At 60.7% G+C, this 21,957-nt stretch carries 18 protein-coding genes; 9 read left to right on the top strand and 9 right to left on the bottom strand.

What is annotated here, in order from left to right; translation table 11 throughout:
- Positions 1–100: 100 nt before the first annotated feature.
- The 9 genes from F475_RS22725 to edd form a co-directional block, all read right to left on the bottom strand.
- A complete protein-coding gene (locus tag F475_RS22725; RefSeq protein ID WP_018926468.1) occupies positions 101–1,261 on the bottom strand; it encodes an ABC transporter ATP-binding protein in 1,161 nt (386 codons plus the stop codon).
- A 2-nt stretch (positions 1,262–1,263) separates the two neighbouring features.
- A complete protein-coding gene (locus tag F475_RS22720; RefSeq protein WP_019581464.1) occupies positions 1,264–2,109 on the bottom strand; it encodes a carbohydrate ABC transporter permease in 846 nt (281 codons plus the stop codon).
- Positions 2,102–3,010, bottom strand: a complete 909-nt coding sequence (locus F475_RS22715; RefSeq protein ID WP_018926470.1) for a carbohydrate ABC transporter permease — start codon at positions 3,008–3,010, stop codon at positions 2,102–2,104. The genes F475_RS22720 and F475_RS22715 overlap by 8 nt, the downstream gene beginning before the upstream one ends.
- A gap of 143 nt (positions 3,011–3,153) precedes the next feature.
- Entirely contained in the window at positions 3,154–4,455 is a 1,302-nt protein-coding gene (locus tag F475_RS22710; RefSeq protein ID WP_064616384.1) for an ABC transporter substrate-binding protein, read from the bottom strand.
- Positions 4,456–4,572: 117 nt separating this feature from the next.
- Positions 4,573–5,832, bottom strand: coding sequence for an AGE family epimerase/isomerase (locus tag F475_RS22705; RefSeq protein WP_111454765.1), 1,260 nt, complete (start codon positions 5,830–5,832; stop codon positions 4,573–4,575).
- Positions 5,833–6,061: 229 nt separating this feature from the next.
- The gene (locus F475_RS22700) at positions 6,062–7,531 is read right to left on the bottom strand and encodes an ATP-binding protein (protein ID WP_111454764.1); all 1,470 of its coding nucleotides are present in this window, start codon (positions 7,529–7,531) and stop codon (positions 6,062–6,064) included.
- Positions 7,521–8,252, bottom strand: coding sequence for a response regulator (locus F475_RS22695; protein WP_007934711.1), 732 nt, complete (start codon positions 8,250–8,252; stop codon positions 7,521–7,523). The genes F475_RS22700 and F475_RS22695 overlap by 11 nt, the downstream gene beginning before the upstream one ends.
- A gap of 160 nt (positions 8,253–8,412) precedes the next feature.
- A complete protein-coding gene (locus tag F475_RS22690) occupies positions 8,413–9,363 on the bottom strand; it encodes a glucokinase (RefSeq protein ID WP_086944506.1) in 951 nt (316 codons plus the stop codon).
- On the bottom strand, positions 9,360–11,186 hold the full coding sequence (gene edd / locus F475_RS22685) for a phosphogluconate dehydratase (protein ID WP_018926475.1): 1,827 nt from the start codon (positions 11,184–11,186) through the stop codon (positions 9,360–9,362). The genes F475_RS22690 and edd overlap by 4 nt, the downstream gene beginning before the upstream one ends.
- A gap of 219 nt (positions 11,187–11,405) precedes the next feature.
- Here edd and gap point away from each other — a divergent pair, with 219 nt between their 5' ends.
- From gap to F475_RS22640, 9 genes are all read left to right on the top strand, one after another.
- Complete coding sequence (gene gap / locus F475_RS22680; RefSeq protein ID WP_018926476.1) at positions 11,406–12,407, top strand: type I glyceraldehyde-3-phosphate dehydrogenase; 1,002 nt, start codon at positions 11,406–11,408, stop codon at positions 12,405–12,407.
- An 18-nt stretch (positions 12,408–12,425) separates the two neighbouring features.
- Positions 12,426–12,890 (top strand): methylglyoxal synthase, encoded by a 465-nt coding sequence (locus tag F475_RS22675; protein ID WP_064616377.1) that lies wholly within the window; start codon positions 12,426–12,428, stop codon positions 12,888–12,890.
- Between the two features lie 206 nt (positions 12,891–13,096).
- The gene (locus F475_RS22670; RefSeq protein ID WP_111454763.1) at positions 13,097–14,428 is read left to right on the top strand and encodes a CoA transferase; all 1,332 of its coding nucleotides are present in this window, start codon (positions 13,097–13,099) and stop codon (positions 14,426–14,428) included.
- A gap of 446 nt (positions 14,429–14,874) precedes the next feature.
- Positions 14,875–16,302 carry an arginine-ornithine antiporter gene (gene arcD, locus F475_RS22665; RefSeq protein WP_111454762.1) on the top strand — a complete coding sequence of 476 codons (1,428 nt, stop codon included), beginning with the start codon at positions 14,875–14,877 and terminating at the stop codon, positions 16,300–16,302.
- A 51-nt stretch (positions 16,303–16,353) separates the two neighbouring features.
- Positions 16,354–17,610 carry an arginine deiminase gene (arcA, locus tag F475_RS22660; protein ID WP_111454761.1) on the top strand — a complete coding sequence of 419 codons (1,257 nt, stop codon included), beginning with the start codon at positions 16,354–16,356 and terminating at the stop codon, positions 17,608–17,610.
- 69 nt (positions 17,611–17,679) lie between these two features.
- A complete protein-coding gene (locus tag F475_RS22655; protein ID WP_018926481.1) occupies positions 17,680–18,690 on the top strand; it encodes an ornithine carbamoyltransferase in 1,011 nt (336 codons plus the stop codon).
- 95 nt (positions 18,691–18,785) lie between these two features.
- Entirely contained in the window at positions 18,786–19,715 is a 930-nt protein-coding gene (gene arcC / locus F475_RS22650) for a carbamate kinase (protein WP_018926482.1), read from the top strand.
- Between the two features lie 65 nt (positions 19,716–19,780).
- Positions 19,781–20,143, top strand: coding sequence for a DUF5064 family protein (locus F475_RS22645; protein ID WP_111454760.1), 363 nt, complete (start codon positions 19,781–19,783; stop codon positions 20,141–20,143).
- A gap of 145 nt (positions 20,144–20,288) precedes the next feature.
- Positions 20,289–21,797: a sigma-54-dependent transcriptional regulator gene (locus F475_RS22640; RefSeq protein ID WP_111454759.1), complete on the top strand. Its 1,509-nt coding sequence runs from the start codon at positions 20,289–20,291 to the stop codon at positions 21,795–21,797.
- Positions 21,798–21,957: the final 160 nt, after the last annotated feature.

Genomic DNA, 21,957 nt, shown 5'->3' with positions numbered 1-21,957 from the left:
TGTTTTTATCTAACGCGGTTTACATCGATTGCGACGGATGTCTCCATCCGCCACTAATCCCCCCTGTGAGAGCGGGCTTGCTCGCTCCCACATTTGATCTTCAGCGGCCTTTGAACTGGGCCACGTTGGCGCTGTGAGCTTCGGTTTTTGGCAGGCCGGCAACGCCCAGACGCTCACCGGTCTTGGCATCGAACAGCAGCACTTTCGATGGATCGAATTGCAACGTCAGGGTCTCGCCCGGGGCTGGTGCGACGTCCGGTGCCAGACGGCAGCAGACCTTGGTGTCGTTGAGATTGACGAATACCAGGGTGTCGGGACCGGTCGGTTCGGTGACCTGCACTTCGGCGCGGATGGTCGGCAGGCCGTTGGCTTCGCCGTTCGCCAGCACGATTTGCTCCGGGCGCATGCCGAGGATCACTTCGCGGTCTTCGAGACCGGCATCCTGCATGCCCAGCGGCAATTCGCAGCGCGCCTGACCGCTGTCGAGCAGCGCCAACAGACGGCCGTCCTTGCGCTGCAAACGCAGGGGGATGAAGTTCATCGGCGGCGAACCGATGAAGCTCGCCACGAACAGGTTGGCCGGGTTGTTGTAGATGTCTTTCGGCGTACCGAACTGCTGGATAATCCCGTCCTTCATCACCGCCACTTTGTCGCCCAGGGTCATCGCTTCGATCTGGTCGTGGGTCACGTAGACCGTGGTGGTTTTCAGGCGCTGGTGCATCAGTTTCATTTCGGTGCGCATCTCGACCCGCAGCTTGGCGTCGAGGTTGGACAGCGGTTCGTCGAACAGGTAGATCTTCGGCCGACGCGCCAACGCCCGACCCATGGCCACGCGCTGTTGCTGACCACCGGAGAGCTGACCCGGCTTGCGGTTGAGCAGGTGTTCGATTTGCAACAGCTTGGCCACGCGAGCGACTTCCGCGTCGATATCGGCGGCAGGCATCTTGCGGATCTTCAAACCGAACGCGATGTTTTCGCGCACGCTCATGGTCGGGTACAGCGCGTAGGACTGGAACACCATGGCGATGTCGCGGTCTTTGGGGCTCATGCCGCTGACGTCCTGGTCACCGATCATGATCGCGCCGCCGGTGATGGTCTCAAGGCCGGCGATGCAATTCATCAGGGTCGATTTACCGCAACCCGAAGGGCCTACAAGAATCAGGAACTCACCGTCCTTGATCGACAGCTCGATGTTCTTGAGGGTGTCCGGCAGGCCGGGGCCATAGGTTTTGTTTACATTGCGAAGTTCGAGCGTAGCCATGATTACCCCTTGACTGCGCCGGCCGTCAGCCCGCGCACGAAATACTTACCTGCGACCACATAGACCAGCAGGGTTGGCAACCCGGCGATCATTGCCGCCGCCATATCAACGTTGTATTCCTTGGCCCCGGTACTGGTGTTGACCAAGTTGTTCAACGCCACCGTAATGGGTTGCGAGTCACCGCTTGAGAACACCACGCCGAACAGGAAGTCGTTCCAGATCTGAGTGAACTGCCAGATCAGGCAGACCATGATGATCGGGGTGGACATCGGCAGGATGATCAAGCGGAAGATGGTGAAGAACCCCGCACCATCGAGCCGCGCTGCCTTCACCAGTGCATCGGGAACGCTGACGTAGTAGTTACGGAAAAACAGCGTGGTGAACGCTAGGCCGTAGACCACGTGCACGAACACCAGGCCTGTCGTTGTGCTGGCCAGGCCCATCTTGCCGAGGGTGAACGAGGCCGGCAGCAGGACCGTCTGGAATGGCAGGAAGCAACCGAACAGCAGCAGGCCGAAGAACAACTGCGAGCCGCGAAAGCGCCACATCGACAGCACATAGCCGTTCAACGCACCGATGGCCGTGGAGATCATTACCGCCGGAACGGTGATCTTGATCGAGTTCCAGAAGTACCCGTCAACCGTGCCCCAGGCCTTGATCCAGCCAATACCGCTGACCACGGTCGGCCAGCTCAGCAGGTTGCCGGAGTTGATGTCTTCCGGCGTCTTGAAACTGGTCAACAGCATGACCACCAGCGGTATCAGGTACAGCAATACCGCAAGGAGCAGCACGCCATAGATCGCGATGCGACTCAGGCTGATGGCAGGTTTGGCAGCGAAACTAGTCATGACGTTTGGCCCTCAGCTCGGAGTACAGGTAAGGCACGATGATCGCGAGAATCGCACCGAGCATCAGAATCGCACTGGCCGAGCCCATGCCCATCTGGCCGCGACTGAAGGTGAAGGAATACATGAACATCGCAGGCAGATCGGAGGAATAACCCGGGCCACCGGCGGTCATTGCCGCTACCAGGTCGAAACTCTTGATAGCGATGTGGGCCAGGATCATCACTGCGCTGAAGAACACCGGGCGCAGGCTCGGCAACACCACTTTCAGGTAAATGCGCGGCATGCTCGCGCCATCGATCTGGGCGGCACGGATGATCGATTGATCAACGCCACGCAGACCGGCGAGGAACATCGCCATGATAAAGCCCGAGGCTTGCCATACCGCCGCGATCACCAGGCAGTACACAACGCGATCCGGATCGATCAGCCAGTCCAGGCGAAAGCCTTCCCAGCCCCAGTCACGCAGCAATTTGTCCAGGCCCATGCCCGGGTTGAGCAGCCATTTCCAGGCAGTACCGGTGACGATCATCGAAAGCGCCATCGGGTACAGGTAAATGGTGCGAATGAAACCTTCGCGACGAATGCGCTGATCAAGAAACACCGCCAGCAACACACCGATCACCAGGGTGATGCCGATGAACATGCCGCCGAAAAGCGCCAGGTTCTTGCTCGCTACCCACCAGCGATCGTTGTCGAACAGCCGCTGGTACTGCGCCAGACCCGCCCATTTGTAAGTCGGCAGGAAGGTCGAAGTGGTGAACGACAGAACGAAGGTCCACAGGATATAGCCATAGAACCCCACCAGAACAATGAACATGCTCGGCGCCAGCACCAGCTTGGGGAGCCAGCGCTGCAATGCATCGAACGGCGAGGCCTTGCTGAACACAGCAACAGAACTCATGGGAAGATCCAGTACGAAGAGAGAGAGAATTCGGCCAGGTCCCCTGTAGGAGCCGGCTTGCTGGCGAAGGCGGTGTGTCAGTCGACATCTGCGTTGAATGACACATCGCTATCGCCAGCAAGCCGGCTCCTACAGGCCAAGCATTACTTGGCCGCTTTAATGGCAGTGCCGAGTTGCTTGGCGGCAGTGGCAGGATCGGCTTTCGGATCGTTGATGAAGTTGGTCACGACATCAAAGAAAGCACCCTGTACCGCCAGCGTGGTCGCCATGTTGTGCGCCATGCTCGGCTGCAAGCCACCGGTCTTGGCGTCCGCCAGGAAGTCTTTGGCAGCCGTCTGGGCGCAGGAGTCGAAACCGTACTTGCCCATGTCGCTCAGCATGTCGTTTCGAACCGGGATCGAACCCTTGTTGATGCTGAAGACTTTCTGGAAGTTCTCACCCAGCACGATCTTGGCAATGTCCTGCTGAGCTGCAGCAGTGCCCTTGTCTTTCTGCTTGAACACCGCCAGCGAGTCGATGTTGTAGGTGAAGGCCTTGTCGGTGCCCGGGAAGGCTACGCACTCGTAATCCTTGCCAGCGACTTTCTTGGCCGCTGTCCACTCGCTCTTGGCCCAGTCACCCATGATCTGCATGCCGGCCTTGCCGTTGATGACCTTGGCCGCCTCCAGGTTCCAGTCCTGGCCTTTGCCGTCGGCGTCCATGTAGGTCGCGACTTTCTTCAGCTCGGTCAGCGCCTTGACCATGTCAGGACCGGTCAGCGCCGCGTTATCCAGATCGACCAGGGCTTTCTTGTAGCCATCGACGCCCATGACCGACAGGACCACCGCTTCGAACACGGTGCTGTCTTGCCAAGGCTGGCCACCGTGGGCCAGCGCAATGAAGCCCGCAGCCTTGAGCTTGTCACCGGCCGCGTAGAATTCCTGAAGGGTGGTTGGCGCTTTTTCGATGCCGGCTTTCTTGAAGACTTCCGGATTGATCCACAACCAGTTGACGCGGTGAATGTTCACCGGCACGGCCACATAGTTACCGTCGTACTTCACGGTATCGGAGACTTTCTTGTCGAGCAGGCTGTCCCACTTCTCAGCTTTGGCAGCGTCTTTCAAGACGTCGGTATCGAGCAGACCGGTAGACGCCCATTCCTGAATGTCCGGGCCTTTGATCTGTGCTACGCCCGGCGGGTTACCGGCCACGGCGCGGCTTTTGAGTACGGTCATGGCCGTGGCACCGCCACCGCCGGCGACTGCACCGTCTTTCCAGGTGAAGCCGTCTTTTTCGACTTGAGCCTTGAGCACATCGACAGCTGCTTTTTCACCACCAGACGTCCACCAGTGAACGACTTCCACCGAACCTTTGGAATCGGCGGCAAGGGCACTGAGCGGGAATGCAGCAACGGGAAGCAGTGAAGCGAGAGAAATGACAGTAGCGAGGCGAGAAATCGCATTCATCTAGTAGTACCTTTCTTGTTGTTATGCATGCAAGTCTGGTGCTTGCGCTGCATAGGATTTTAAACAGGGGATAGCCCTTCGCAGGTAACGAAGGGACGCGCGAATGTCACCACATGGTTACACAGGAGCGCTCTGGGACAATTGCGCCAGCGCACTGGCCATACTCGGCGCCAATGGCAGGCGCGGGATCAATACGGCTTGCCAAGCGTGATACAGGTCAGGTTTACCGGCCCAGATATCGGCGCTCGGGCGGTTCAGCGGATCGAGCTCGTGATGCCAGCTGCCATCGCAGCGGTCGATGAAATGACTGTCACAGAATTCCCAGAACAGTCGGTACCAACGCTCGTATTGCTCATCACCGGTGCGTTTTAGCAGCGCACTGGCGGCGGCGCTGGCTTCGCAATGAGTCCAGTGCAAACGATGACGAACCACCGCGCGATTGTCCCAGTCGAGGGTGTAGACAATGCCCGGCGCACCGTCGATGTCCCAGCCGTGACGGCAATTATGCTCGAAGAGTTTTTGCGCATCGGTGGCCAGCCAGCCCGGCGTGAGCATCCCGGCCTGTACCCGCGCCGCTTCAAGGTGCAGTAACAACCGCGCCCATTCGAAACCATGACCCGGCGTGGTGCCGTAAGGGCGGAAACCGTCGGCCGGGTTGTCGTGGTTGTAGTCACGCAGCGGCTGCCAGTCGCGGTCGAAATGCTCGACCACCAGGTAATCGTTGGCGGCGGCGTGTTCGTGAATGACACGCTCGACGATGCGCTGCGCGCGAATCAGCCAGCGGTGGTCCTCGGTGACATCGGCCAGGGCGAGAAAGGCTTCGGTGGCGTGCATGTTGCTGTTGGCGCCGCGATAGGCTTCCTCACAACTGAAGTCGCGGTTGAAGGACTCGCGCATGGCGCCCTCCTCCTCGCTCCAGAAATGGCTGTCGATGATGTGGATCGCATCATCGAGCAAGGCTTGCGCACCGGGACGCTGGGCAACCACCGCAGAACTCGCGGCCAACGCCACGAAGGCATGCAGGTAAGCGGCTTTGCCGGTATTGCCGTCGCGGTGTTCGGGCGTGGCGAACCAGCCACCGTGTTCGGCGTCACGCAGCGGCCCGCTGAGGGCTTTGACGCCGTGATCCACCAGCTCCGCGAACCCCGGCAAACCCTGGATGTGGGCCATGGCGAAGCTGTGGGTCATGCGCGCGGTGTTCATGGTTTCGGCTTGGGCGCTGGCTGGGAGGCGTCCCTTTTCATCAAGGTTGCCGAAACCTTCGGGAAGCTTTGAAGCCCTGGCAAATGCCAACAGGCGCAGGCCTTCGGCGGCGAGCCATTGCTGATGGGCAGGCGCGTTCAGCCAACTGCTGAAGGCGGGTTGGAAGGTGTCCATGCGATACCTTTTTTGTTGTTATGACTGGGACCAGTCTAAACAACGGTCGGTGGCGGGCAGGTAACGAAGGGGGAGCGTTATGTCACCGACCTGTGACATTCACCCTGATTTTGAAGTGAGTGGTTACTTGTGGCGAGGGGGCTTGCCCCCGTTGGACTGCGCAGCAGTCCCTCTTTCAGGGCCGCTCCGCGCCCCAACGGGGGCAAGCCCCCTCACCACAGGGTCGCTTTCAATCCATTGGTCGCGGCAACTGCAACGTCACGCGCAACCCGCCTTCACGCAGGTTTTGCAGGCTGACTTCGCCGCCATGGCTATGGGCGATGTTGCGGGCAATCCCCAGCCCCAGGCCATAACCCTGTTGCTGCCCGGCCAGGCGGAAGTGCGGCTCGAACACTTGCTCCAGCCGCTGCTCCGGCACACCCGGGCCTTCGTCGTCGACATGCAGGACGAACGCGCTCTCGTCGTCATCGATGTGCAGATGCGCGTTCTGCCCGTACTTCAAAGCGTTGTCGATCAGGTTGCCGATGCAGCGCTTGAGCGCCAGTGGCTTGCCGGGATACGGCAGCAGCGCCCGCCCCTGCTGAGTCACGCGGCCATTGCCGTTAGGCGCCAGATACGGTTCCACCAGGCAGTCGAGCACATGGTTGAGGTCCACCGGCTCGATGTTTTCGTGGATGTCAGTGTCTTTCACGCATTGCAGCGCGCCTTTGACCAGCAACTCCAGCTCATCCAGATCACGACCGAACTTGGCTTGCAGCTTCTCGTCTTCAAGCAGTTCGACCCGCAGTCGCAGCCGAGTGATCGGTGTGCGCAAGTCATGGGAAATCGCGCTGAACAACTGGCTGCGCTCGGTCAGGTAACGGCTGATGCGTTCACGCATTGCATTGAACGCGCGACCGACTTCCACCACTTCACTGCCGCCGCCCTGAGCGACCGGTTCGACGTCGGCACCCAGGGACATGTCCCGCGCCGCCCGCGCCAATCGTTTGAGCGGTCGGCTCTGCCAGTGCACCAGCAGGCCGATGAACAGGAGTAAGAAGCCGCTGGTGAGCACGATAAACCAGACTTGCTGTGCCGGCAGGCCTTGTTCTTCAAGACTGGTGTAGGGCTCGGGCAACAGCGAAGCGATGTACAGCCATTCCCCCGGCGCCATCTGGATTTGCGTGACCAGCACCGGTGGGTTCACTGGCTCCAGGGTCAACGCGTAGTGCGCCCAGGAGCGTGGCAATTCATCGAGTTTCAGCCCGCTATTGAAGATCCGCAGGTCTTCGGGGCTGACGAACGTCACCGAAATATCGGCGTCCTGGCCCAGCGACTGGCGCAGCACTTCGTCCACCGCTTTGAGCACCGCTTCTTTGCGCGGCGTGATCGGCAGCACTTCCATGCCCAAGGGTTTGTCGTTGAGGGTCACCACGAACCGGGTGCCGCCCATGCTGCGCAACTGGTCGAGCACCAGCGGCCTGAACGCCACAGGCAACGAGCGGAAATAACTGACGCTGGCCGTCATCGAATGGGCCAGGCTGCGGGCGCTGGTGACCAGGCCTTCGAGTTGGGTAGCACGCAGTTGCGAAACCCAGATCACGCTCGACAGCGTCTGGGCAAACAGCACCGCCAACAGGGTCAGCAGCAACATGCGCCCGAGCAGCGAGCGCGGCACCGGCACGCGCCCGGCGAGCTTGCGCAGGAACTCAGTGACCATTGCCGGCAACCACGTTGGCTGCCAATTGGTAGCCGCTGCCACGCACGGTCCGGATCAGCCGCGGCGGCTTTTCAGTGTCGCGCAGACGCTGGCGCAAACGGCTGACCGCCATGTCGACGATGCGATCGAGCGGCATCAGGTCACGGCCACGGGTGGCGTTGCCGATGGTGTCGCGGTCGAGGATTTCCTGGGGGTGATCGAGGAACAATTTCAGCAGGGCGAAATCGGCGCCGGAGAGAATCACTTCCTCGCCGTCGGTGTGGAACAGCCGATGGCTGACCATGTCCAGCCGCCAGTCGTCGAAGGCCAGCACTTCACCGCCGGAACGCTCCTGACCGAACTGCGCGCGACGCAACAAGGCTTTGATCCGCGCCTGCAATTCACGGGGGCTGAAGGGCTTGCCGAGGTAGTCGTCGGCGCCCAGTTCCAGGCCGATGACGCGGTCAGCCTCATCGGAACTGGCGGTGAGCATGATGATCGGCACGTGGGCCTGGCGCGGGTGCTGGCGGATCCAGCGGCAGAGGCTGAAACCATCTTCGTCCGGCAGCATCACGTCGAGGATCACCAGATCGCTCGGCGCCTCGTTCAGCGCCTGACGAAAGCCTGCGCCATCGGGCGTGGTGCGGACCTGGAAACCGGCACGGGTCAGGTAGGTGTCCAGCAACTCGCGTATCTCTTGATCGTCATCGACCAACAAAATCGACTTGTTGACTGAGCTCACGGGGCGGCGTCCTTGTTGTTTGTGTTAGGGAGGATTATGCCTGATCGATCATGGATCTATGTTGTCTGTTCCGGCCTCTTCGCGGGCAAGCCTCGCTCCTACAGGGTTCGTGACATTCCTTGTAGGAGCGAGGCTTGCCCGCGAATGAGGTGACGCGGTCTCAGGCCTGCTCCAGCGCCACACCCGCGCCAACAAGGCCGGAATACGGCGCTGTCACCAGCCACACCGGAATGCCTTTGAAGTAATCGCTCATGCAACCCTTGTCGGCAAAGCACCGGGCGAAACCGCTTTTAACGAAAAAGTCGGCAAACCGTGGAATCACCCCGCCAACGATGTACACACCACCCCGTGCACCGGTGGTCAGCACATTGTTGCCGGCCACGCGACCGAGCCAGCAGCAGAACTGCTCGAGCACTTCCAGGGCAATCGGATCACCCGCCAGCCCGGCCGCCGTGATCGCCTCAGGTGTGTCGAGCACAGGCGTGTGACCATCCACCGCGCAGATCGCCCGGTACACTCGCGGCAAACCACTGCCGCTCAATGCCGTTTCAGCGCTGACATGGCCGATCTCGTTGTAGATGTGTTGCCACAGTTGGGTTTCCCGCGGGCTGCTCAGCGGCAGATCGACGTGACCACCCTCCCCCGGCAACGCGGCAAAACGGCCCTCGCCCAGATCGAGCAACGTGCCTACGCCCAAGCCTGTACCCGGACCGATTACCACTGCTGGCCGCAACGGTTCCGGCGTGCCTTCGCAGACCACCCGGAACTCGCCCGGCTGCAAGCGGGTCATGCCCAGCGCCATGGCCGAAAAATCGTTGACCAGTAGCAGTTGATCCACCTGCAAGGTCTTGCAGAAACCCTTGCGACTGAGCCGCCAGTGATTGTTGGTGAACTTGAATTCATCACCGCTCACAGGGCCGGCCACCGACAGGCACACCGAACCGATCGAACCCGGCGCCAGGCCGAGCCCGTTCAGGTACAGCGCAATCGCTTCTTCCGGGCTGGCGTGGTCTGCCGTCGCCAGCACCTGGACCGATTCCAGCTGCTGGTTTTTCCACAACGCGAAACGTGCGTTGGTCCCACCGATGTCACCGACCAAAGCCAGTTTCAATTAAGCGTCTCCAGGGCAGAAGTAAAGGCGCTGGCGCCTTGCTCTGCGGAGCTGAAGGCCATGCGCATGAAACCAAACAGTTCGCGACCGGTGCCGATGTTGTTGCCCAACAGGCCTTTGGCCGGCTCGCGTGCTGCGAATTCTTCGGCGTCCACCTTAAGCTCCAGGGTGCCTTTGACGCCATCGACGCGGATGATATCGCCCTCACGCACCCGTGCCAAAGCGCCGCCCACATAAGCTTCGGGGCTGACGTGGATCGCCGCCGGGATTTTCCCCGAGGCGCCGGACATGCGTCCGTCGGTCACCAACGCAACTTTGAAGCCACGGTCCTGCAGCACGCCGAGGAATGGCGTCATTTTGTGCAGTTCCGGCATGCCGTTGGAGCGCGGCCCCTGGAAGCGCATCACCGCGACAAAATCCTTCTCCAGCAGACCGGCCTTGAATGCATCGGCCAGGTCCTGTTGATCCTGGAACACCATGGCCGGGGCTTCGACGACCTGGTTTTCCAGGGCGACTGCCGAGACCTTCATCACGCCACGACCGAGATTGCCTTCCATCACCCGCAAACCGCCTTCTGGCGAGAATGCACGAGCCACTGGGCGCAGGATGTTTTCGTCGAGGCTTTCGATCGGGCCTTCGCGCCAGACCAACTCGCCGTTATCGAGGAACGGCTCCTGGGTGTAGCGGCTCAGGCCGTGGCCGAGCACGGTGTTGACGTTTTCATGGAGCAGGCCGGCTTCCAGCAGTTCACGGATCAGGAACGACATGCCGCCCGCCGCCTGGAAGTGGTTGATGTCGGCTTTGCCGTTCGGGTACACGTGGCTCAGGGTCGGCACCACCTCGGAGAGGTCGGCCATGTCCTGCCAGGTCAACTGGATGCCCGCAGCCATGGCGATGGCCGGCATGTGCAAGGTGTGGTTGGTCGAGCCGCCGGTGGCGTGCAGGGCCACGATGGAGTTGACCAGCGAACGCTCGTCGACGATTTCGCCGATCGGCAGGAAGTTGCCATTCTGCTTGGTCAGGCGCGTGACCTGATGCGCCGCTTCGCGGGTCAGGGCATCGCGCAACGGCGTGTTCGGGTTGACGAACGAGGCGCCCGGCAAGTGCAGGCCCATGACTTCCATCAGCAACTGGTTGGTGTTGGCGGTGCCGTAGAAGGTGCAGGTGCCAGGGCTGTGGTAGGACTTCATCTCCGATTCCAGCAGCTCTTCGCGGGTCGCCTTGCCTTCGGCGTAGCGCTGGCGCACATCGGCTTTCTGCTTGTTGGAGATGCCCGACACCATCGGCCCGCCCGGCACGAAAATCATCGGCAGATGACCGAAGCGCAACGCGCCCATCATCAGGCCCGGCACGATCTTGTCGCAGATACCGAGCATCAGCGCGCCGTCGAACATGTTGTGAGACAGCGCCACGGCGGTGGACAACGCGATCACTTCACGGCTCGGCAGGCTCAGTTCCATGCCCGGTTCGCCCTGGGTCACGCCATCGCACATGGCCGGGGTGCCACCGGCGAACTGGCCGACGGAGCCGATTTCGCGCAGGGCTTTTTTGATCTGTTCAGGAAAGACTTCGTACGGCTGGTGCGCCGAGAGCATGTCGTTATATGACGAAACAATTGCGATGTTGGCGGAGTTCATCATCCGCAGGCTGTGCTTGTCGTCGCTGCCACATCCGGCCACGCCGTGGGCGAAGTTGGCGCATTGCAGCTTGCCACGCATCGGGCCGTCACTGGCGGCGCCACGGATCAATGCAAGGTAAGCCTCACGCGTGGCGCGGCTGCGGGCGATAAGCCGTTCGGTGACCTCAAGGACGCGGGGATGCATGTGTAGAACTCCAGGCTAACGGATGTGGCGACCTGATTGTCTATGCTGATCAAACGCCGTTGTGATCGGGATGACAGACGGCTTTCTTGATCATTCGGACCAGTTGATTCAGGTCACTCGTTGTAGATAAAACAAAATATTGCCACTAAAAAGGCTTGTTTTCTATTTTTTTGCGAATAATCTTGTAATTCCAACAACAAAACGACGGCGGCGCTGTAAATGACTCTTCGAATCGCAATCAATGGTTTTGGCCGTATCGGCCGTAATGTCCTGCGCGCACTGTATACCCAAGGCTATCGTCAGGATCTGCAGATCGTGGCAATCAATGACTTGGGCGACAGCTCGATGAATGCTCACCTCCTGAAATACGACACCGTTCACGGCACATTCGATGCCGATGTCCAGCACGATCAGGAAAGCCTGACCGTCAACGGCGACCGTATTTCGGTCAGCGCCATTCGCAACCCGGCCGAACTGCCCTGGGCCGCAGAGAAGGTCGACGTCGTGTTCGAATGCACCGGTCTGTTCACCGACCGTGCCAAAGCCGCCGCCCATATTACGGCCGGCGCGCGCAAAGTGATTATCTCGGCCCCGGCCAAGGGCGCCGACGCCACTGTGGTTTATGGGGTTAACCACGACATTCTGCGCCAGTCGCACCAGATCATCTCCAACGCTTCGTGCACCACCAACTGCCTGGCCCCGGTGGCCCAGGTGCTGCACCGCGAGCTGGGCATCGAAAGCGGTCTGATGACCACTATTCACGCCTACACCAACGACCAGAACCTGACCGATGTCTACCACACCGATCCGTACCGCGCCCGTTCCGCCACCCAGAACATGATCCCGAGCAAGACCGGCGCCGCTGAAGCGGTAGGCCTGGTGCTGCCGGACCTGGCGGGCAAACTGACCGGCATGGCAGTGCGTGTTCCGGTGATCAACGTGTCGCTGGTGGACCTGACCGTGCAGCTCAAGCGCGAAGCGTCGGCCGATGAAGTCAACGCATTGCTCAAACAAGCCAGCCAACACTCGAAGATTCTCGGCTACAACGCCCTGCCGCTGGTATCCAGCGACTTCAACCACAACCCGCTGTCGTCGATCTTCGACGCCAACCACACCAAGTCCAGCGGCAAGCTGCTCAAAGTGCTGGCCTGGTACGACAACGAGTGGGGCTTCTCCAACCGCATGCTCGATAACTGCCTGGCGCTCTGCAACGCAGAGTAAACCGTGGAGCAGCAACCGATGATCGGTATCAGCTTTACGCATAAGACCATGGCGGCGCGCAAGCGTATCGCCCTGGTCGCCCATGACCATTGCAAAGTGTTTTTGCTGGACTGGGCCGAGCGACAGAAAGACAAACTCGCGCAGCATGAACTGGTCGCCACCGGCACCACGGGGTTGTTGTTGCAACAACGCCTCGGCCTGCCGGTAGAAAGTATGATCAGCGGTCCACTGGGCGGCGACCAGCAGCTCGGCGCGCAAATCGCCGAGCAGCGGGTCGACATGCTGGTGTTCTTCTGGGACCCGTTCGAACCGCAACCCCACGACCCGGACATCAAGGCATTACTGCGGGTCGCGGCGGTGTGGAACATCCCCGTGGCCTGCAACGAATGCAGCGCCGACTACCTGCTCAGCAGCCCGTTGATGGATCAGGCTCACGAACACCGCATCCCGGATTACGCGACCTATCTGCAGGGGCGCGGGTAAAGCGCTGGCATAAATCCTCTGTGACAACAGGCTCGCTCCCACGGGAATGCATATCCCCGTAGGAGCGAGGCTTGCCCGCGAAGGTCGCAACACGGTCAACGACTTCGCGGGCAAGTCGGATCGCCGCACCGCTCTCTCTACAGGATTTCATCTGGCCGAGCCGTCTTTTTGAACTATGCTCGGGCTCTCGCTCCGGAGGGCCTTCGATGACTGATTTACTCACGTCCATTCAAGCCGCACTCGGCTTGCCCCACACCCCAATCCCGTTCACCTCGAGCGGCGCCCTGCCCTCGGCGTTTGCCGTGACCGATCTGGCTTGCGCCAGCATTGCTGCCGCCGGCCAGGCCGCCAGCGAACTGCTGCATCAACAAACCGGTCGCTTGCCCAGCCTTGAAGTCGACCGCCGCCTGGCGTCGTTCTGGTTCGCCACCTCGATCCGCCCCATGGGCTGGAGCGTCCCGCCGCTGTGGGACCCGGTCGCCGGCGACTACGCGACCAAGGACGGCTGGATCCGCCTGCACACCAACGCGCCCCATCACCGCGCCGCTGCTGAATCAGTGCTCGGCGCCTGTGCCGACCGCGCAGCGATGGCGAGCAAAGTGGCTCAGTGGGCGAAAAGCGATCTGGAACAGGCGGTGGTCGCGGCCGGTGGATGCGCCGCCGAAATGCGCAGTTGGAAGCAATGGCAAGCTCACCCCCAAGGTCAAGCCGTGAACGCCGAACCGTTGATCCAATTCAGCGCCGATGGCAGCCAGAACGCCAAACCGTGGCAAGGCTCGGTGGCGCAACCGCTGGCCGGAATCAAGGTACTGGACCTCACGCGAGTGCTCGCCGGCCCGATCGCCAGCCGCTTCCTCGCCGGGCTCGGCGCCGACGTGCTGCGCATCGACCCACCGACCTGGAACGAACCGGGCGTGGTGCCGGAAGTCACCCTGGGCAAACGCTGTGCGCGCCTGGATCTGCACGACAAAGCCGATCGCGCGGTGTTCGAAAGCCTGCTCAAGGACGCCGACATCCTGCTCCACGGCTACCGCGCCGATGCCTTGGAACGCCTGGGTTACGGCATCGCCCAACGCCAGGCACTGGCCCCGGGCCTGATCGATGTTTGCCTCAACGCTTACGGCTGGAGCGGCCCTTGGCAGAACCGTCGCGGCTTCGACAGCCTGGTGCAGATGAGCAGCGGGATTGCCGACGCGGGCATGCACTGGAAGAAGGCGGATAAACCGACACCGCTGCCGGTCCAGGCCCTTGATCACGCCACGGGGTATTTGATGGCGGCCAGTGCGATCAAGCTATTGGGGCACGGTGGCTCTGCGCGGCTGTCGCTGGCACGGACGGCGAAGCTGTTGATCGAACATGGCGCCGGAACCAACGAGCCGTTGCGCGCAGAGGATGACCACGATCAAGGGATGTTGATTGAGCAAACGCCGTGGGGACCGGCCCATCGGTTACAGGTGCCGTTGAAGATCACCGGGACGCCACTGCAATGGGCGCTGCCGGCCGGGGAACTGGGCGCCCATCGCGCGCAGTGGTGGTGATCATCAGATAGCTTTCGCGGGCAAGCCCGCTCCCACAGGTACAGCGTGATCCTGTGGGAGCGTGGCTTGCCCGCGATGAGGCCAGAACAGTCACTGCAAACACTGTCACGTAGTTATTTTTAACTAAACAGATAAAACGAAATAACGTTTATTCATTAATTCCAGTACCGCGCACCTGATAAATCAAATCTGTCATATAAACAGTTATCAGAAAATTGGCGAAACCGCAGAAACACACTAATTTCAAAGCCCAAGCAATACCGCTTACGCCCACCTGACTTACCCCCCTCTGAACAGGACTTCCCCGGCAAAACCGCGATGTCCGAGAAAGATACATAAGTCTTTCATTAACAATGGAATGTGCCCATGCACTGATCTATGTCAGCTGATTGAACAGCCAGCAGAACTACTCTGTTGTCTCTCTTCTCCTGCACTGGAGTCATGCTATGTCTGAATCCCCCGGAAAACTGAAACTCGGTGCGCTCGTTGCTTTAGTGGTCGGTTCAATGATTGGTGGCGGAATCTTCTCTTTGCCCCAGAACATGGCCGCCAGTGCGGATGTCGGTGCTGTTCTTATTGGTTGGGTAATCACCGCAGTGGGCATGTTGACCCTCGCTTTCGTCTTCCAGACCCTGGCCAATCGCAAGCCTGAGCTGGATGGCGGTGTTTATGCCTACGCCAAGGCCGGTTTCGGCGACTACATGGGTTTCTCGTCGGCCTGGGGATATTGGATCAGTGCCTGGCTGGGCAATGTGGGTTACTTCGTTCTGTTGTTCAGCACCCTCGGTTATTTCTTTCCGATCTTCGGCGAAGGCAACACCGTTGCTGCCGTCATCGGCGCCTCGCTGCTGCTTTGGGCGGTGCACTTTCTGGTTTTACGAGGAATCAAGGAAGCGGCGTTCATCAACCTGGTGACCACCGTCGCCAAGGTCGTACCGCTGCTGCTGTTCGTGTTGATCGCCTTGTTCGCGTTCAAACTGGAGATCTTCACCGCCGACATCTGGGGCATCAAAAACCCTGACCTGGGCAGTGTGATGAACCAGGTGCGCAACATGATGCTGGTCACCGTGTGGGTGTTCATCGGCATCGAAGGCGCGAGCATTTTCTCGGCCCGTGCCGAAGTACGCAGCGACGTGGGTAAAGCCACCGTCATCGGCTTCATCACCGTGCTGTTGTTCCTGATGCTGGTGAACGTGTTGTCCCTGGGGATCATGACCCAACCTGCGCTGGCGAAACTGCAGAACCCGTCGATGGCCGCGGTGCTGGAACATGTGGTCGGTCATTGGGGCGCGGTGCTGATCAGCGTCGGCCTGATCATTTCCTTGCTCGGGGCGTTGCTGTCATGGGTGTTGCTGTGCGCGGAGATCATGTTCGCTGCCGCCAAGGACCACACCATGCCGGCGTTTTTGCGCCGTGAAAACGCCAACCTTGTACCGGCCAACGCGCTATGGCTGACCAACGCGATGGTGCAGCTGTTTCTGATCATCACACTGTTTTCGGCCAGCACTTACCTGTCGCTGATCTACCTCGCCACGTCGATGATCCTGGTGCCCTATCTGTGGTCGGCGGCCTATGCCCTGCTGCTGGCAGTGCGCGGCGAGAGCTATGAAAACGCTGCGGCCGAGCGCAGCAAAGACCTGGTCATCGGTGGCATCGCACTGATCTACGCGATCTGGCTGCTGTACGCCGGCGGCGTCAAATACCTGCTGCTCTCCGCCCTGCTGTATGCCCCCGGCGCGATCCTGTTCGCCAAGGCCAAACTTGAAGTCGACAAACCGGTTTTCACTAACGTCGAGAAGCTGATTTTCGCCGCCGTCGTCGTAGGCGCCCTGGTGGCGGCCTATGGGCTGTATGCCGGTTTTCTGACCCTTTAGCACTGTAATGAAAAGCAGCACCTGATTGTTTTCATCTGGAGGAACACGGTAATGACCACGGAAAAAGTTAAGTACGGCGTCCATTCCGAAGCCGGCAAACTGCGCAAAGTCATGGTTTGCTCCCCCGGCCTGGCCCACCAGCGGCTGACCCCGAACAACTGCGACGAACTGCTGTTCGATGATGTGCTGTGGGTCGCCCAAGCCAAACGCGACCACTTCGACTTCGTCACCAAGATGCGCGAGCGTGGTGTCGACGTGCTGGAAATGCACAACCTGCTGACCGACATCGTCGCGATGCCTGAAGCGCTGGACTGGATTCTGGAGCGCAAGATCACCGCCAATTCGGTCGGTCTCGGCCTGGTCCATGAAGTGGGGGCCTGGCTACGTAGCCTGGAGCCACGCAAGATCGCCGAATTCCTCATCGGCGGGGTTTCCGCCGATGACCTGCCGGACAGTTTCGGTGGCAAGACCATTCAGATGTTCCGCGACTTCCTCGGTCATTCCAGCTTCATTCTGCCGCCGCTGCCCAACACCCAGTTCACCCGCGACACCACCTGCTGGATCTATGGCGGCGTGACCCTGAACCCGATGCACTGGCCGGCGCGTCGTCAGGAAACCTTGCTGGCCACCGCCATCTACAAATTCCACCCGCAGTTCACCAACGCCGACTTCCAGATCTGGTACGGCGACCCCGACCAGGACCACGGCAACGCTACCCTTGAGGGCGGTGACGTGATGCCGATCGGCAACGGCGTGGTATTGATCGGCATGGGCGAGCGCTCGTCCCGCCAGGCCATCGGCCAATTGGCGGTCAACCTGTTCAAGAACAAAGCCGTGGAACGAGTCATCGTCGCCGGCCTGCCGAAATCCCGCGCGGCGATGCACCTGGACACCGTGTTCAGCTTCTGCGACCGCGACCTGGTGACGATTTTCCCGGAAGTGGTGAAGCAGATCGTCGCCTTCAGCCTGCGCCCCGATGAAAGCAAACCGGGCGGCATCGACGTGCGCCGTGAAGAAACCAGCTTCCTCGACACCGTGGCCAAGGCCCTCAACCTCAAGGCGCTGCGCGTCGTCGAAACCGGCGGTAACGCCTTTGCCGCCGAACGCGAGCAATGGGACGACGGCAACAACGTGGTGGCGGTGGAGCCAGGCGTGGTCATCGGCTACGACCGCAACACCTACACCAACACCCTGCTGCGCAAGGCCGGCGTCGAGGTCATCACCATCAGCGCCAGTGAGCTCGGGCGCGGGCGTGGCGGTGGCCACTGCATGACCTGCCCGATCATTCGCGACCCTATCGATTATTAACTTTCGAGCCTTGGCCGATGCTTATCCAGCACGGCCGAGGGGATAACCGACACCCAAGGAGATCCAATCATGGCTTTCAACATGCGCAACCGCAGCCTGCTCTCGCTGATGCACCACACCACTCGCGAGCTGCACTACCTGCTGGACCTGTCCCGCGACCTCAAGCGCGCCAAATACACCGGCACCGAGCGTCCGCACCTGCAAGGCAAGAACATCGCGCTGATCTTCGAAAAAACCTCGACCCGCACCCGGTGCGCCTTCGAAGTCGCGGCCCATGACCAGGGCGCCCACGTCACCTACATCGACCCGGTGTCATCGCAGATCGGCCACAAGGAAAGCATGAAGGACACCGCCCGCGTGCTGGGGCGGATGTTCGACGCCATCGAGTACCGTGGTTTCGAACAGGAAATCGTCGAAGAGCTGGCCAAGTTCGCCGGCGTACCGGTATTCAACGGCCTGACCGCTGAATTCCACCCGACGCAAATGATCGCCGACACCCTGACCATGCGCGAACACAGCGACAAACCGCTGCACGACATCAGCTACGCCTACCTGGGCGATGCGCGCTACAACATGGGTAATTCGTTGCTGATGATCGGCGCCAAACTCGGCATGGACGTGCGCATCGCCGCACCGAAAGCGCTGTGGCCGCATCAGGACTTCATCGATCAGTGCAAAGCCTTCGCCGAAGAGAGCGGTGCGCGCATCACCATCACCGAAGACCCGAAAGCCGCGGTCAAGGGCGTGGACTTCATCCACACTGACATCTGGGTGTCGATGGGTGAGCCGGTGGAAGCGTGGGACGAGCGCATCGAGCAACTGCTCCCGTATCAGGTCAACGCCGACATGATGAAGGCCTCGGGCAACCCGCGCGTGAAGTTCATGCATTGCCTGCCGGCGTTCCACAACAGCGAAACCAAGGTCGGCAAGGACATCGCCGCACGCTATCCGCACCTGGCCAACGGCGTCGAAGTGACTGAAGAAGTCTTCGAATCGCCGGCCAACATCGCCTTCGAGCAAGCGGAAAACCGTATGCACACCATCAAGGCTATTCTGGTGTCGGCGCTGGCGGATATCTGACGGCTGAACACTTGCTCATGATCGTTCCCACGCAGAGCGTGGGCACGATCATCAGGGAGATCAGATTGCCCGCCCCTATTTAGAAGGACTGCACTATGCGTATCGTCATTGCTCTGGGCGGTAACGCCCTGCTCCGCCGGGGTGAGCCCATGACCGCGGACAACCAGCGCGCGAACATCCGGATCGCCACCGAACAGATCGCCAAGATTCATCCCGGCAACCAACTGGTGATCGCCCACGGCAATGGTCCGCAGATCGGCCTGTTGTCGCTGCAAGCGGCGGCCTACAGCCAGGTTTCGCCTTACCCGCTGGACGTACTCGGCGCCGAAACCGACGGCATGATCGGCTACATCATCGAACAGGAACTGGGCAACCTGCTGGACTTCGAAGTGCCGTTCGCCACCCTGCTGACCCAGGTCGAAGTCGACCCCAACGACCCGGCGTTCCAGGCCCCCAGCAAACCGATCGGCCCGGTTTATTCCAAGGCCGACGCCGAGAAACTCGCCGCCGAGAAAGGCTGGGCCATCGCCCCGGACGGCGACAAGTTCCGGCGCGTGGTCGCCAGCCCGAAACCCAAACGTATCTTCGAAATCCGCCCGATCAAGTGGCTGCTGGAAAAAGGCAGCATCGTGATCTGCGCCGGTGGTGGCGGCATCCCGACGATCTACGACGCCAACGGCAAACTGCAGGGTGTGGAAGCGGTGATCGATAAAGACCTGTGCTCGGCACTGCTGGCCGAACAGTTGGAAAGCGATCTGTTGGTGATCGCCACTGACGTCAATGCGGCCTTTATCGATTTCGGCAAGCCCACCCAGAAAGCCATCGCCCAGGCTCACCCCGATGAAATGGACAAACTCGGCTTCGCCGCCGGCTCCATGGGACCAAAGGTCCAGGCGGCCTGCGAGTTCGCCCGCCATACTGGGAAAGTCGCGGTAATCGGTTCACTCTCGGACATCGAAGCGATCATCCAGGGCAAGGCAGGCACCCGTATCAGCACAGCGACACCTGGCATCAGTTATCAATAGAAAGAAACGCAGGGGGGCAGGCGTGAGGTCTGCCCTGATTCAATGCCTTTGAAGGAGAGACGCCAATGGCTACGTTCGAACCCGGACACCTGCACATCGAGCGCCATGCGCTGAACAAGGACGATTACAGCTACAACCTGCACATTGAATACAAAATTGCTCAGGATCCCAAGGAAGGCCAAGGCATGCTCTTCACGCTGCGTGGTTCGGTCGAGGGCAAGGAGCTGAATAATGAAGAGTTTTATCTGCCCAAGGACCAGGCCTTCGACTTTGCCCGCCACGCCACGCGCATCGCGCAAAAGTACGGCATGCCCAAGACCGCCAACATCGGCGCCATGCACAAGTACTACGACGAAATGTTTGAAGACGTGCGGGCCCAACTCGACATCAAATCCGGCGACCCGGTCAAACCTGAACACCTGGGATAAAACGGTGAACGCTGAACCTGTGGGAGCGGGGCTTGCCCGCTCCCACAGGAGATCATCGTTGTCATGAAGTCCTGTACAGGATTTCACCATTGGCCCGCCCCAAGGCATACTTGCCACCCTCCGCACTCCAGAACCAAACCGCCCCATGCGCATCCACGTCAGTTTCATCGACCGCGTCGGTATCACCCAGGAAGTCCTGGCTCTGCTCGGTGGGCGCAATCTCAATCTGGATGCGGTGGAAATGGTGCCGCCCAACGTCTACATCGACGCCCCGACCTTGAGCCCGGCCGTGCTCGAAGAGCTGCGCGATGCGCTGTTCAACGTGCGTGGTGTACAAGCGGTGACGGTGGTCGACATCCTTCCCGGCCAACGCCGTCACTTGCAGCTCGATGCGCTACTCGCCGCCATGACCGACCCGGTGCTGGCCCTGGACAGCGCCGGCAAGGTGCTGCTGGCCAACCCGGCACTGATTGCCCTGTACGGTCGCGAACCGGCGGGTGAAAGCATCAGCGAGCTGTTTGCCGACCCGGTGCTGCTCGACACATTGCTGGAAAACGGCTTCCGCCTGCCGCTGCGCGAGATCACCGTCAACGGTCAAACCCTGCTGCTGGATGCCACGCCGATCACCGACGCCGGCGCCCTGCTGACCCTGTATCAACCGAACCGCATCGGTGAACGCCTCTCGGCGCTGCACCACGATCACGCTGAAGGTTTCGATGCGCTGCTCGGCGAATCCCCGGCGATTCGTACGCTCAAGGCCCGCGCCCAGCGCGTCGCAGCCCTCGATGCACCGTTGCTGATCCAGGGTGAAACCGGCACCGGCAAAGAACTGGTGGCCCGCGCCTGCCACGCCATCAGCGCCCGCCACAGTTCGCCGTTCCTGGCCTTGAACTGCGCGGCATTGCCGGAAAACCTCGCCGAAAGCGAACTGTTCGGCTACGCCCCCGGCGCTTTCACCGGGGCGCAACGGGGCGGCAAGCCGGGGCTGATGGAACTGGCCAACCAGGGCACGGTATTTCTCGACGAGATCGGTGAAATGTCGCCGTATTTGCAGGCGAAACTGCTGCGCTTTCTCAACGACGGCAGCTTCCGTCGGGTTGGCGGCGATCGCGAAGTGAAGGTCAACGTGCGGATCCTCAGCGCGACCCATCGCGACCTGGAAAAAATGGTCAGCGAAGGCACTTTCCGCGAAGACCTGTTCTATCGCCTCAACGTGCTGAATGTCGAAGTCCCGCCCCTGCGCGAGCGCGGCCAGGACATTTTGCTGCTGGCGCGTTACTTCATGCAGCAGGCCTGCGCGCAGATCCAGCGCCCGGTCTGTCGCCTGGCCCCCGGCACTTACCCGGCGCTGCTGGGCAATCGCTGGCCAGGCAACGTACGGCAATTGCAGAACGTGATCTTCCGCGCCGCGGCGATTTGCGAAAGCAGCCTGGTGGACATCGGCGACCTCGACATCGCCGGCACCTCTGTGGCGCGCCAGAGCGACATTGAGGTCGACAGCCTCGAACAGGCCATGGAAGCGTTCGAGAAGGACCTGCTGGAAAAGCTCTACGTCAGCTACCCCTCGACCCGCCAACTGGCCAGCCGCCTGCAAACCTCCCACACCGCGATTGCCCATCGGTTGCGCAAGTACGGGATTCCCAATAAGCCGTGAGGCTTACTCGGTGATCGTTCCCACGCTCTGCGTGGGAATGCAGCCCGGGACGCTCCGCGTTCCAAGAGCAGACGCAGAGCGTCCATTGAGGCATTCCTTTGCTGCGCGTGGGAACGATCATGTCGCCTTCAAAACCATGCCAAAAAGCGACCTCCATCTG

Origin of the sequence: Pseudomonas sp. URMO17WK12:I6 (genome assembly GCF_003253625.1) — a bacterium.
Taxonomy (GTDB): Bacteria; Pseudomonadota; Gammaproteobacteria; order Pseudomonadales; family Pseudomonadaceae; genus Aquipseudomonas.
This window is presented reverse-complemented; position numbering and strand designations above follow the sequence as displayed.

What these genes read in the sequence shown, in the direction of transcription:
- F475_RS22705 (WP_111454765.1), bottom strand. Translation starts at nt 5,832, where the DNA reads ATGGACACCTTCCAACCCGCCTTCAGCAGTTGGCTGAACGCGCCTGCC.
- F475_RS22640 (WP_111454759.1), top strand. Translation starts at nt 20,289, where the DNA reads ATGCGCATCCACGTCAGTTTCATCGACCGCGTCGGTATCACCCAGGAA.
- F475_RS22725 (WP_018926468.1), bottom strand. Translation starts at nt 1,261, where the DNA reads ATGGCTACGCTCGAACTTCGCAATGTAAACAAAACCTATGGCCCCGGC.
- arcA (WP_111454761.1), top strand. Translation starts at nt 16,354, where the DNA reads ATGACCACGGAAAAAGTTAAGTACGGCGTCCATTCCGAAGCCGGCAAA.
- F475_RS22720 (WP_019581464.1), bottom strand. Translation starts at nt 2,109, where the DNA reads ATGACTAGTTTCGCTGCCAAACCTGCCATCAGCCTGAGTCGCATCGCG.
- gap (WP_018926476.1), top strand. Translation starts at nt 11,406, where the DNA reads ATGACTCTTCGAATCGCAATCAATGGTTTTGGCCGTATCGGCCGTAAT.
- edd (WP_018926475.1), bottom strand. Translation starts at nt 11,186, where the DNA reads ATGCATCCCCGCGTCCTTGAGGTCACCGAACGGCTTATCGCCCGCAGC.
- arcC (WP_018926482.1), top strand. Translation starts at nt 18,786, where the DNA reads ATGCGTATCGTCATTGCTCTGGGCGGTAACGCCCTGCTCCGCCGGGGT.
- F475_RS22670 (WP_111454763.1), top strand. Translation starts at nt 13,097, where the DNA reads ATGACTGATTTACTCACGTCCATTCAAGCCGCACTCGGCTTGCCCCAC.
- F475_RS22655 (WP_018926481.1), top strand. Translation starts at nt 17,680, where the DNA reads ATGGCTTTCAACATGCGCAACCGCAGCCTGCTCTCGCTGATGCACCAC.
- F475_RS22715 (WP_018926470.1), bottom strand. Translation starts at nt 3,010, where the DNA reads ATGAGTTCTGTTGCTGTGTTCAGCAAGGCCTCGCCGTTCGATGCATTG.
- F475_RS22700 (WP_111454764.1), bottom strand. Translation starts at nt 7,531, where the DNA reads ATGGTCACTGAGTTCCTGCGCAAGCTCGCCGGGCGCGTGCCGGTGCCG.
- F475_RS22675 (WP_064616377.1), top strand. Translation starts at nt 12,426, where the DNA reads ATGATCGGTATCAGCTTTACGCATAAGACCATGGCGGCGCGCAAGCGT.
- F475_RS22645 (WP_111454760.1), top strand. Translation starts at nt 19,781, where the DNA reads ATGGCTACGTTCGAACCCGGACACCTGCACATCGAGCGCCATGCGCTG.
- arcD (WP_111454762.1), top strand. Translation starts at nt 14,875, where the DNA reads ATGTCTGAATCCCCCGGAAAACTGAAACTCGGTGCGCTCGTTGCTTTA.
- F475_RS22710 (WP_064616384.1), bottom strand. Translation starts at nt 4,455, where the DNA reads ATGAATGCGATTTCTCGCCTCGCTACTGTCATTTCTCTCGCTTCACTG.